The organism is Ruegeria sp. O11 (assembly GCF_056535285.1).
Genome location: NZ_JBQERS010000011.1, coordinates 104,542 through 116,557, shown reverse-complemented (window position 1 = coordinate 116,557; position 12,016 = coordinate 104,542). Strand labels below are relative to the sequence as shown.

Here is a 12,016-nt window from a genome sequence, read left to right as displayed (position 1 = left end):
GCGGATCAGATCAACAGGCTGGCTGCACCTTCGTGACGCAGCAAAGCCACTTTGGTCTCTACTCCACCCTGCCCTGAAAACCCGACCATCTTGCCATCCGCGCCCAGAACCCGGTGACAGGGAATGATGATCGGGATGGGATTCCCACCGCATCCCCGCCCAACCGCCTGCGCCGAGTATCCAAGCTCGTCGGCCAACTCGCCGTAGGTGCGCGTATCCCCGAACGGGATGGCATACATCGCATCGCACACGCGACGCTGAAATTCTGACCCCTTGATCCGATAGGGCAGATCGAACTGCTGCAAACGCCCTTCGTCATAAGCGCGTAATTGCATCGCTGCTTCTCGCAGAACCGGGGTGGCCGGGCCTTCGTCTTGGGCATTCCAAACAAGTCGTGTAATGGCGCCATCGATCTCTTCGACACCAAGGCAACCAAACTGAGTTTCTACGGCGATCATCGGCATAAGAGAACGGTTGCAGATGTTTCGCCACACCTGCAACCCGAATCCTGACGATCCGCCTTTCATCTGGCCAAAAATACCTCGGAGCGCGAGGCAGAGCCTCGCATCAGCGAACTCTCCTACGCGCTCCGTTTGTGTGTCAGCTCAGCGCTTCGTTACAGCGCCCGCACACGCCCGGATGGGCATGCAACCCCACATCGGGCAGGATTTTCCAGCACCGCTGGCATTTGTCGCCCTGGGCCTTTTCGAAGACCACGGCGACGCCTTCGATTTCCGGAACCCGGAACGCCTCGGCGGGGGCCGGATCGCCTGTGACGGCCAGGCCCGAGGTGATGCACATATCATCCACGTCGAAGGATGCCAGCAGATCGCGGGTTTCCTGATCTTCGACATACACGATCGGAGCGGCCTCAAGGCTGGATCCGATCACCTTGTCTTGACGCTGAATTTCCAGCGCTGCGGTCACAGCACGGCGGACACGGCGGACTTTGGCCATGCTGGCTTCCAGTTCTTCATGGTGCCAGTCGATGGGCGTTTCAGGGAAATCGACCAGATGGACCGAGCTGTCATCGGCCGGGAATCGTTCCAACCAAACCTCTTCCATGGTGAAGACCAGAACCGGAGCCAACCACGTGGTCAGACGGTGGAACAGGATATCCAGCACCGTCCGCGCGGCGCGGCGGCGCAGGCTGTCACCGTCGCAATATAGCGCGTCCTTGCGGACGTCGAAGTAGAAGGACGACAGATCGACAGTGGCAAAGGTGAACACGGCGCTGAACACGCCCTGAAAATCAAACGAGGCATAACCCTTGCGCACCTGCTCATCCAGATCAGCCAGACGGCTCAGTACCCAGCGCTCCAGACGTGGCATATCCTCTGGCGCGACGCGGTCGGCTTCGGTGAAATCGGCAAGCGAGCCCAACATGAAGCGCATGGTGTTGCGCAGGCGGCGATAGCTGTCGGCGGTGCCTTTCAGGATTTCCGGCCCGATCCGCTGATCGGCGGTGTAGTCGGTCTGGGCCACCCACAGACGCAGGATATCGGCGCCGTATTGCTTTACGACCTCTTCCGGCACGATGGTGTTGCCCAGCGATTTGGACATCTTGTTGCCCTTGGCATCCAAGGTGAAACCGTGGGTCACCACATTGCGATAGGGCGCACGGCCCTTGGTGCCACATGCCTGCAGCATCGAAGAATGGAACCAGCCGCGGTGCTGGTCAGTACCTTCCATATAAACGTCAGCAATACCGTCCTCGGTCCCGTCCTCACGATCACGCAGAACGAAGGCGTGGGTCGAGCCCGAATCGAACCATACGTCCAGCACGTCGAACACCTGGTCGTACTCGTCCGGGTTGACGATTCCGTCGAGAATCTTTTCTTTGAACCCGTCCGTGTACCAGACATCTGCGCCGTCTTTCTCGAACGCTACCTTGATACGGGCGTTCAGATCTGCGTTGCGCAACAGGTAATCCGCGTCGGTGGGCAAAGCCCCCTTCTTAGTGAAGCAGGTCAGCGGCACACCCCACGCGCGTTGGCGTGACAGTACCCAGTCCGGGCGCGCCTCGATCATCGAATACAGGCGGTTGCGGCCCGTTTGTGGGGTCCACTTGACCAACTCATCGATAGACCGCAGGGCGCGTTCGCGGATGGTGTCGCCCATCTCGCCCATGCCGTCCTCCAGCTTGCGGTCAACCGATGCAAACCACTGCGGCGTGTTGCGATAGATGATCGGAGCCTTTGAGCGCCATGAATGCGGATAGCTGTGCTTGATCTTGCCGCGCGCCAGCAGCCCGCCGACCTCAGCTAGCTTGTCGATGACGGCTTTATTCGCATCACCCTCACCGCCCTTGCGGGACAGAATGTATTTGCCGCCGAAGAACGGTAGATCAGAGCGGAAAGAGCCATCGTCCATTACGTTATAGGTGATGACCTGTTCCAGCATGCCCAGATTACGATATAGCTCGAATTCCTCCATACCGTGCGAGGGCGCGCAATGGACAAAACCGGTACCTTCCGTATCGGTCACAAACTCAGCAGCGCGGAAGTCACGGATATCGTCCCATTCGCCATTGCCGCCCTCGGCCCCGGCCAGCGGGTGTGCCAGCTGGATCTTGGCCAGATCTTCCTGCGTCACATCACACAGACGACGGTACATGGAGTCATCCAGCCGCGCACGTGCAAAAACATCCGCTGCACGATCATCGGCCAACAGATAGCGGTCGCCGATCCGCGCCCAGCACTCCTCGGGGCGGCCGGTGATTTCGTAGAGGCCGTACGAAATGTCTTCACCATAAACCACAGCCTTGTTCGACGGCATGGTCCACGGGGTCGTCGTCCAGATCACCACATAGGCGTTGTCCAACGTCACATCGCCGGTGTTCACAACCTTGAATTTCACCCAGATGGTGAAGCTTTCCTTGTCGTGATACTCGACCTCGGCCTCGGCCAGCGCGGTTTTTTCGATGGGCGACCACATGACGGGTTTCGAACCCTGATAAAGCGTGCCATTCATCAGAAACTTCATGAACTCGTCGGCGATCACGGCTTCGGCGTGATAGTCCATGGTGATGTAGGGATCGGGCCAGTTGCCGGTGATGCCCAGACGCTTGAACTCTTCACGTTGGACGTCGATCCAGCCCTCGGCGAACTTGCGGCATTCCTGACGGAAATCGACGATGTTCACCTCGTCTTTGTTCTTGCCCTTCTTGCGGTACTGTTCCTCGATCTTCCATTCGATCGGTAAGCCGTGGCAGTCCCAGCCGGGCACATAACGCGAGTCGAAGCCCATCATCTGATGCGACCGCACGATCATGTCCTTGATGGTCTTGTTCAGCGCGTGACCGATATGCAGATGCCCATTCGCATAGGGGGGGCCATCGTGCAGGGTAAAGGGTTTACGGCCCTCTTTCTCGCGCAGGCGGTCATAGACACCGATCTTTTCCCAGCGCTCCAGCCATGCAGGCTCGCGCTTGGGCAGGCCAGCTCGCATCGGGAATTCGGTCTTGGGCAGATTCAGCGTGTCTTTGTAGTCAGGTGTTTGGGGTGTGTCGGCGCACATTTGGGGCGTCCTCAGGATGATCTTGTCGTGTATGGATCGAAGCGGTCAGTGCGATATCTCAAGCACCTTTGCCCGGCGTCTCGCGATATCAGAGCGCCGGGGATATAATTCGAATAATGATGGCCAGACGGTCAAACATGGCCGCGCTTATAGGACGCCCGCCCTCAATGGTCCAGAGGTTCCGCATCCTGAGGCGAATGGCGCAGCTTGGCCCAGCGATTGAGCCATGCCAGCCCTGCCAGAGCGAGCCCTAACGCAAGCAGAGAAAAGACGCGGATCAGCCCCCCCAATCCAGCGATATCGATCAGAAATACCTTCGCCACCGCCAACCCGATAACAGCCAAGCCAGCCTTGCGCATCAAATCAGAGTGGCGGGCCAGTGATTGATAAAACAACGCCGCTCCGACCACCAACAACGTGATTGTATAAGTATAAAGCTCGGGCTGAGTGACGCCGTTGCCTTCATACATACCGCCCGCGCCCTGCCAGACATGCCGGATCGCTAATCCCAGCCAAACAGTTGCCAGAACTGTGGCTGCTCCATAGCTGATCTGTTTCAGCAGAACGGGCTGTGTATCGACACGCCAGGCCGAGAAACCAATTGCCAGCGCGGGCAACAAATAAGCCACGGCGAGCGTGTTCAAAACCAGTGGGCCTAGTACCGGATCCGCAAACGGGTTGAGCAGCGGGTTGGCTTCTGACAACGCCTGACCCAGGCGATACACACCATGCGCACCGAAGAAAGCAGCCAAGGCGTAGCGCAGATAGTTTAACTTACCGCCCAACTTGAACCGTTGCACCTGTGCGAAAGCCAGCAGCAGCCAGATGACCGCAAGCAATCCCAGCCCCCAGTGGCTGTTGGTGGCACCGCCTTCGCCGAAACTTTCCAGCCAGCGCAGCAACAGCAGCGATAGCAGTATCCCCGCTGTCGCCCAGGCCGCGCTTTCAAGGAGCAATGAAGCAATCGGGCGGTCTAGGGGCTTCAGTAACGTCCAGCCCACAATGAACCCGACAACCGCAGCCGAATAGACCAACGTCATTTCGAGCAAAGGAGCGCCTTCGGCCCAAACAAGCCCTGGGTCCAACACCAGTCGGACTGTGACGGTGAATACGCCTGCCCAGATGAACCAGCTCATCGGAGGCAGTTCAAATCGTCTGTCCAACGCGGCGGCCACAACGATCATGGCGACAAGCGCCACGGTTAAAGCAGCCGAACTGAGCACAATAATGCAGGCAAAGCTGAGACAAGAAAGCGCGGACAGAGTCGCCAAGGCTGGGCGCATCCGGTTTTCACCATCGACCCGCGCGAACCGTTCGGCCAGAACTACCATCATCGCGCCCAAAGCGATGGCATGTAGCGCCCATGGGTAGGCTCCTAATACCTCAGCAGGCTGCCATCCGACCTCAAGCGCGATCGCCAGGGCCGGAGCGAATATCGCCGCCCCTCCGGCCCAGACCACGGCATAGCGCCCCGCGTGCAAGGATCGCCAAGCTGCAATCAAAGTGACCAAAGCGCCTAAGGCCACCAATTGCGTGACGCTCCAAGGATAATCTGCCTCGGCTGTTTCCGCATAAGTATCCACAAAGCGAAGCCATACTGCGCCTCCATCCAACCCGTGCACCAAGACAAACCAGATTAGTCCCAGTGCTGGGAATGCGGTCACATCCTGTAATGCCCGTGCATCCTTTGCCCAGAGCATCAGCGCCAATACCAAGCCTGTGAACAGCGCGACGCCCAACCAGAATTCACCACCTGAATCTGGCCAATGCAGCGACAAAATTACTGAGGAAACAAGTACCGCACCAAAGGCAATCCGAGTTGGAAACTCGGGCCATGGTCCTCCTTTCCGGCGTCGGATAATCTCGGTCACCATCGCACCAGAGTGGTTTGGCCAGATACGCCGTATGGGTATCGCAATCGCAATGATCGCCAGTGCCGTGACGCAGGTTAGATACCCGGGCTCGGTCGACGGCGAAGACAGTACCAGCAGAAACGCGGCCCCATAGGCGCCAATAAGGGTCAACACCGAAATCCACGCCCAACGCCTGACTGTATCAATTCCCAGACCCAATACGGCGACTATGAAAAAGTAACCGTAGAGCCAGCTAGGATCATCCGAGGAACCACCCACGGCAAAGGGGGCGGCAAAAGCTCCGATCAGACCAACAGCCGCCAATAGCGGCCCATGGAACCAACCCAACACGAGCCCGAACAGCGCGATGACAATCAACCCGGCCAACGCCGCCTCGGGCCCGATCAGATCATAAAGCTGGCGTGCCGCCAGAATGCCGCCGAACAGGGTAACCAGCCCTGCGCCTGAAAATACCGATGGGAGATAAGCGGTTGAGGCCTCCTCATCATCGCCGAACCGACGGCGGATCACCTCACCCGCGCCGATCAGCAGCAAGCCAAAGACCAGCGCCGCAGCGACCCGCGCGGTGGGGGGCAACAACCCGTTTTCGACCCCATACTGAACCAGAAAGATCCCCGCCAACGCCAGTGAAAGCGCCGATACCGCGTAGAACCAGTTCTCGCGCAACCACGCGCCCAGCGCTGCGATTTTTTCTTCGCGAAATACGATACTGGCTTGAGGATCTTTAATCTCGGGAGCTAGCGGTGTCTCCGTTAGACCTTCGTCGGTGGTGGTTGAAGCTTTTGCCGCTGCCCAAGGCGCAGGCTTAGCTTGCGCGGTTGTGGGTTCTGATCGGGACGTTTTGGGTGCCTCAGCAGTGCTTTCTGGCATTTGCCCTGCAAGTTGCTGCTCAAGCTGTTCTACCCGTTTGCGCAACCGCGACTGGCCAACCAGCAATACGATGATCGAAACAGGAATGGCCAGAACGATCAGGCCAATGAGAACAAGCAAGGATTCCAACCGAAACCTCCGAGGTAGGATACATCAAACGTATCGCGGTGATCGGCAGGTTTATAGTAAGGAAATCCACATGATTACCGTATGTTGCTTTGCAAGCCTGCCTAAAACAGCGCCAAGTCGGGGCGCGCCAGCATCAACCAGACGATTGTCAGCACAGCAACAAAGGCCGGAACGCCGCAGGCGAACCAAAGGCGGAACAATCGGAAATATGCAACCGGCAAAGCAGTCCCATCGTGATTGGCCAGTCTTGCATAATCCCGCAGCCTGATTTGTATCCAAACCACAGGCAACCAGAACAGGCCGGTCAGAATATAAAGCAGCACAGACGCCACGATCCAATCCTCTGTCAGAGACCAGCCTAAGCGCCATGCCAACAGTGCGCCCGTCACAGGCTGTAGTACGACCGCGGTTGCTGTGAAAATCATGTCTGCCAACACCACGATACCTGCGGTATGGGCGATAATCCTCGCGTCTGCTGTTCGATGCGCCATCAGCATGAAAAAGGCGATGCCCGCGCCTGTTCCCAACAGAACACACGCTCCGATCACATGCAGCCAGCGCAGAAACAGGTCCGGGTCCATTAGCGGCTCTCCAACATGGGTCGAGCAACCAATGACAGCATCAATGCGGGCGCGATTTTGACCAATGGTCCCAGCGGATCTAGCCAAAGTTCTGGTGCCATCAACGTTGCGGCGATCAAATAAAACATGGCGATCGCGGCTTGAGCCAAACAAACGCGGGCCGCCCAAGGGCGCCACAGAATTGCCAGCCCCAGCATTATGTCAATCAATGACCAGAACACTACGCTTGCATTTGCGATGGCGCCTGACCAACCATTCCTCGTAAGGACTTCGGCTGCCTGAGAAAGACCCGTTAGTCCGAACACACCAGATAGAACCCAGAAGAGGCAGAGCACAGCAATAACGACCGGCATCTGCAACGTCATCCGAGCTGTCAGCCTGTGTTCTCTCGCGCAAGCCAGCCCGCCATAAATCTCCTCTAATCCGGCCAGAGAGCGGCCCGTGGCACGGCGATATGGCTCAGGGTCGCCTGTCACCCCTTGAGCCATTACCATCATCGCCGTACTCCGCAGAGGTGATCGCCACCCAAGGTGCCCAAGCAGATCTGCCACAGCCGCGACTACTTTCGTTATCGGTGGCGGCATCGTGATGGTTAAGTGTGCTGGCGAAAAGCCAAGCCAGTGTCGTGTCACTGACAAAACCCGCGACAGCGGTTGCGGCGTATCTTCCACCAGATCGTAGCTACCTGGCGGCAGATCGCCTTGAATGGCAGACAAGACGGCGGCACACAGGTCACGCATCCCGACACCTTGCACTGGAGTTTCAGGATAGGCGACCGGCTGTACGAAAGGCACTGCCGCCAGCATCCGCAACAGCGCCGTGCCGCCATAATCGCTCTGCCCGATCACCAACCCGGGCTTGAAGCACCACAAAATCGCGCCACTTGCGCGTAGGGCTGCATCCCCGTCCGCCTTGGTGCGCATGAACTCGGTCGAGGCATCGGTGTTGGCCCCGATTGCCGAGACCTGGACGATTGAAACGCCTTCCTCAGCACAAGCCTGTCCCAACGATGCAATCGCCGTGTAATGCACGGCGCGCAGATCGTCTTGTCCCCCATCCTGCAGAGCCCCAGCGCAATTCACCACAACATCGACATCTGTGAGGAGTGGCCTCCAGTCCCCGGCTGATCTAAAATCTCGCAGGTCGCCCGACACCAGATCAACATCGGGCAAGACACGTCCCGCTGTCTTTCGGCTGCGTATAAGGCCCTTGACCGCGAGACCATCCGCATGCAGCGCCCGAACAACAGCCGCGCCGATGAAACCATAGGCGCCCAGCACCAATACTGTTTTTTCTTCGAACTTCACTGCCACAGGATGACCCACACGTGTTTTCATCACCCTAGCGGATCAAACCGCTGCGACCAGCTTGATTGAGCCGTCTGCGACAACGGCAACGATCAGGGATGGAACAGGGAACCGACCAAGAATGCGATCCCAGCGGCCAGACCACCGATCAGAAGTGTTTCGGCTCCGGATCGCCACCAAGGCGCAAGGGACCAGCGGCTTTTCATGGCTCCGATGGCAAAGAATACACCTGCCGTCATCCAGGCCGAAACGGTAAACGCACCTTCAATCGAGAAAAGGAATGGCAGCAGTGGAATCATACCCGCGACCAGAAAGGCAAAGAACGTCGCCATTGCGGCTTTCATCGGGTGCGGGTCGACGCTGCCTAACCCGTATTCGCCCTCGATCATCAGGTTAATCCAATTGTCGTGGTTTGAGGTGATCTCATCTGTGGCCTCGTCCAACACGCGGCCCGACAGACCTTTTTGCGTAAGGATTTCGCGTACTTCCTTGCGCTCTCCGTCCGGATAAAGCCTGATATGCTGTTCCTCGATGGCGCGGATGCGATGGATGTTGTCGATCTCAGCCTTGGTGCCAGAATAGTTGCCTGCCGCCATCGAGAACCCATCCGCCAGCACATTGGCCAACCCGAGCGCTACGATGACAAATGGCGATAGCCCCGCCCCCGCGACACCGGCGACGATGGCGAACGTGGTGACCGATCCATCGATGCCGCCATAGACCACATCACGCAACACACCACGTCCAGACGGGGCATTGATCCGTTCGGTAATCTCTTGCTGACTGTGGCCGTGATCGGTCATGGCGTGCTCCGACTTTTTTATGACGGATCCATGCTATTGTAGCCTTGCGCCAGATCAACTCTTGGAAAACAGCCCGCTAAGTGCGCGTTTGATCATGCCCCGCGTCGAGGGTTTGTGGCGTTTTGAGAAGGGCAGAGGTCGGCACACCTCCATCGCGGCGACGCCAACGCGAGCTGTTAACGCACCATTGACCAAGCCCTCGCCGAACCGACGCGACAGTTTGCTGAGGACTGAGCCGCCCAGGATCGGCTCCAGTAAATCATCCCCGACAGCTACGGCACCGGTCGCAACCAAATGCACAAATACAGCACGGGTCAGGCGCCAACTGCCAAGAAAGCCTGCCCGACCGCCGTAAATCTCGGCGATGCGTCGGATCATGCGCATTGAGCTTGCCAGCGCTGTTGCGACATCAGCCAGCGCAAGTGGCACCAGAGCAGTCACGGTAGCGACCTGCCGGGCTGCGGCCTCGACCTCGCGACTGGCAGCGGCGTCCAGCGGGGCCAAAAGTTCGTCTTCGGCCAAGCTCAGCAGGGTGGCGGCATCGAATTGCTCTCCCATGCGTTCGGTCAAACGGTCGCGGCCCCAGCGGGTTTCATCACGCCCGTTGTAGAACACAATCAGCCGTGTGCTGACGGCGCGGGCTTGCGACAAGTCCTCGTCTGCTAACGCAGCATCGGCAGCGCGGCGTAACCCGTCCACGCGAGAAAGGCGACTAATCGCGGCCAGTTCACGTAGTGCGATAACCAGCACGACCAGCAAAAGCGCGGCGATCAGGCCCGTGACGATCCACCCCAGAATTGGGGCGCGTTCCAGCAGCGACATGGCAAAATCCCACGCCGCAACCGAGACCACCGCGCCTACGACTGCAAGCGCCAAACCCCAAAACCAGCGCGCCAAGGCCGATGGTTTTCGGGCTGCAAACCGAACGGCGGCCTGCATCGCCTGCCCCTGAGGAGGTGCAATATCAGGTACGGGAGGTGCAGTTGAAACATCGGCGGCCGGGGTGTCGTCTTCCAGTTCAATCAGCACGGGGCCCTTAGACATCGACCTCCTCCTCACGTGTCCAGACATATTTGATATCTGGCAGGTTTTCGTCATTCTCGGACCCGTCGCTGCGCGCGACCTCGACAAACCCGTTGCGTTCGTAGAACCGGCAGGCGCGGTGATTGGCCTGAAACGCATATAGATTGAGATCGGGGCGCTGCGTCTTCGCAAGATCAAGCAATTGCTGTCCGATCCCCTGCCCACGCGCCGGTGCTGTCAAATAGAGCGACTGCACTTCTTCCCCGTCCAACGCCAGAAATCCGGTGACCTGGCCTAGCACCTCGGCCACCGTGACCCAGCCCAAATCGATCATTTTGCCGCAAAATGCGATGGTTTCTGCTTCGGAATGTAGCTCTGGCATCCAGTCATTTTCCCGTGCAAACCCGTGCAGAATTGCGCCTGTGGTTCCGGCATCGGTACTGCGTGCTGGGCGGAGGATCGCGTTCACAGCCTGTCTCCAATCAGAAACTGCGCGGCTCGGTCCAACCGAATATGCGGTGGGCCGTCTCCGGGATTCAGGGTCAGATGCGTCGGCGCGAAAGCCATATAGCCATAATCCTCGCCCAACCAACCTTCGGCCCCGTTTCGCGCGGGGCCAAGCAGATGGGCTGGGTCCTCTGGCAAATCGCCGGGATAAAACGCCGCCTGCTTGCCTCTGTCCAACAGAGTGCCGCGCACACAATGAAGTTCAACGCCGTTATGGTTACGCACCTCTTCAGTGGTGGCGCGAAGCGATGCCAGCGACAACGCCGCTGTCTCGGCACCGGCGAAGCTGGCGCGGTCGCGCGCCTCACGAGTCAACGCCTCGATAATCGCGGTCAGACGTGGGTGCTGCAGATGGTGCAGATGGTCCGCTTTGGTGGCCGCAAACAGGATACGCTCGACCCGCTTGCCAAGCAGCAGTTTGTTCAGCCACGCATTGCGACCGGGGCGGAAGGCCGACAGGATATCGGCCATGGCGCGGCGCATATCTTCAACCGCTTGCGGGCCTTTGTGGATCGCGCCCAGCGCATCGACCAGAACGATCTGCCGGTCGATCCGGGCAAAGTGATCGCGGAAGAAGGGTTTGACCACTTGTACCTTGTAAGCCTCGTAGCGCCGTTCCATCTCGCGGTGCAACGTCCTTCGGCGTGATGCTTCAGACACCGGCAAAGGCGCGAAGGTCAGCACAGGAGAGCCTGCGAGATCTCCCGGCAGAAGGAACCGACCGGGGGTGCAGTCGTAGAACCCGGCCTCACGCGCGGCATTTAGATAGTCTGTGAAGCTGCGAGCAAGGTCCTGCGCCTGCGGCTCATCATGTGGCGCGGTTGGGTCGGCCGCTCTGGCCTTGGCCAGAAACGCCTCTGCTTGTGGACGGTTGGATATGTGCTCCAACGTGCCACGCGACCAGTCCTCGTAGGATTTGTCTAGCAGGGCCAGATCCAGCAGCCATTCACCGGGATAATCCACAATGTCCAGATGCAATGTTCGCGGCCCTTGCAGCCCTGAAAGTAGACCTGCGGGCTGGACTTTGAAGGACAGGCGCAGCTCAGACACCGCCCTTGTGCTTTCCGGCCAGTGCGGCGTAGGCCCCGTGAGCGCTGACAGATGGGATTCGAAATCGAATCGGGGCACGGTATCGTCGGGTTGGGGTTGCAGATAGCTGGCGGTGATCCGCCCCTCTTGCTGCGCCACCAACCCGGTCATACGGCCGCGGTCCAGGAGGTTGGCCACCAGCGATGTGATAAATACAGTTTTACCAGACCGCGCCAATCCCGTGACGCCCAGCCGTATGACCGGCTCAAAGAACGTTTCGGACACGCGGTCGCCCACGGATTCGACGCTGCGTACCAAACTGTCTGCCAATGATGAGATGACCAAGCCGTCGCCCCGCAATTATCGTTTGTGCC

9 protein-coding genes are annotated in these 12,016 nt (G+C 58.8%); all 9 read right to left on the bottom strand.

All coding sequences use genetic code 11. The annotated features are described in order from the left end of the window. Positions 1-5 precede the first annotated feature (5 nt). Entirely contained in the window at positions 6-464 is a 459-nt protein-coding gene (locus ACRZ91_RS17300) for a methylated-DNA--[protein]-cysteine S-methyltransferase (RefSeq protein WP_480907380.1), read from the bottom strand. Positions 465-600: 136 nt separating this feature from the next. Further along, a complete protein-coding gene (ileS, locus tag ACRZ91_RS17295) occupies positions 601-3,519 on the bottom strand; it encodes an isoleucine--tRNA ligase (RefSeq protein ID WP_480907357.1) in 2,919 nt (972 codons plus the stop codon). 164 nt (positions 3,520-3,683) lie between these two features. Further along, complete coding sequence (locus ACRZ91_RS17290) at positions 3,684-6,392, bottom strand: DUF2339 domain-containing protein (RefSeq protein WP_480907355.1); 2,709 nt, start codon at positions 6,390-6,392, stop codon at positions 3,684-3,686. A 101-nt stretch (positions 6,393-6,493) separates the two neighbouring features. Continuing rightward, positions 6,494-6,973, bottom strand: a complete 480-nt coding sequence (locus tag ACRZ91_RS17285; protein ID WP_319545183.1) for a DUF2269 family protein — start codon at positions 6,971-6,973, stop codon at positions 6,494-6,496. After that, positions 6,973-8,310: an SDR family oxidoreductase gene (locus tag ACRZ91_RS17280; RefSeq protein ID WP_480907353.1), complete on the bottom strand. Its 1,338-nt coding sequence runs from the start codon at positions 8,308-8,310 to the stop codon at positions 6,973-6,975. Before ACRZ91_RS17280 ends, ACRZ91_RS17285 begins: the two co-directional genes overlap by 1 nt. Before the next feature lie 62 nt (positions 8,311-8,372). Continuing rightward, entirely contained in the window at positions 8,373-9,083 is a 711-nt protein-coding gene (locus ACRZ91_RS17275; RefSeq protein ID WP_480907352.1) for a VIT1/CCC1 transporter family protein, read from the bottom strand. Positions 9,084-9,137: 54 nt separating this feature from the next. Further along, complete coding sequence (locus ACRZ91_RS17270) at positions 9,138-10,127, bottom strand: YcjF family protein (RefSeq protein ID WP_480907350.1); 990 nt, start codon at positions 10,125-10,127, stop codon at positions 9,138-9,140. Beyond that, a complete protein-coding gene (locus ACRZ91_RS17265) occupies positions 10,120-10,575 on the bottom strand; it encodes an N-acetyltransferase family protein (protein WP_480907348.1) in 456 nt (151 codons plus the stop codon). Before ACRZ91_RS17265 ends, ACRZ91_RS17270 begins: the two co-directional genes overlap by 8 nt. Continuing rightward, on the bottom strand, positions 10,572-11,987 hold the full coding sequence (locus ACRZ91_RS17260; protein WP_480907346.1) for a YcjX family GTP-binding protein: 1,416 nt from the start codon (positions 11,985-11,987) through the stop codon (positions 10,572-10,574). Before ACRZ91_RS17260 ends, ACRZ91_RS17265 begins: the two co-directional genes overlap by 4 nt. Between the last annotated feature and the right edge of the window lie 29 nt (positions 11,988-12,016).

What these genes read in the sequence shown, in the direction of transcription:
- ileS (WP_480907357.1), bottom strand. Translation starts at nt 3,519, where the DNA reads ATGTGCGCCGACACACCCCAAACACCTGACTACAAAGACACGCTGAAT.
- ACRZ91_RS17275 (WP_480907352.1), bottom strand. Translation starts at nt 9,083, where the DNA reads ATGACCGATCACGGCCACAGTCAGCAAGAGATTACCGAACGGATCAAT.
- ACRZ91_RS17285 (WP_319545183.1), bottom strand. Translation starts at nt 6,973, where the DNA reads ATGGACCCGGACCTGTTTCTGCGCTGGCTGCATGTGATCGGAGCGTGT.
- ACRZ91_RS17300 (WP_480907380.1), bottom strand. Translation starts at nt 464, where the DNA reads ATGCCGATGATCGCCGTAGAAACTCAGTTTGGTTGCCTTGGTGTCGAA.
- ACRZ91_RS17270 (WP_480907350.1), bottom strand. Translation starts at nt 10,127, where the DNA reads ATGTCTAAGGGCCCCGTGCTGATTGAACTGGAAGACGACACCCCGGCC.
- ACRZ91_RS17280 (WP_480907353.1), bottom strand. Translation starts at nt 8,310, where the DNA reads ATGAAAACACGTGTGGGTCATCCTGTGGCAGTGAAGTTCGAAGAAAAA.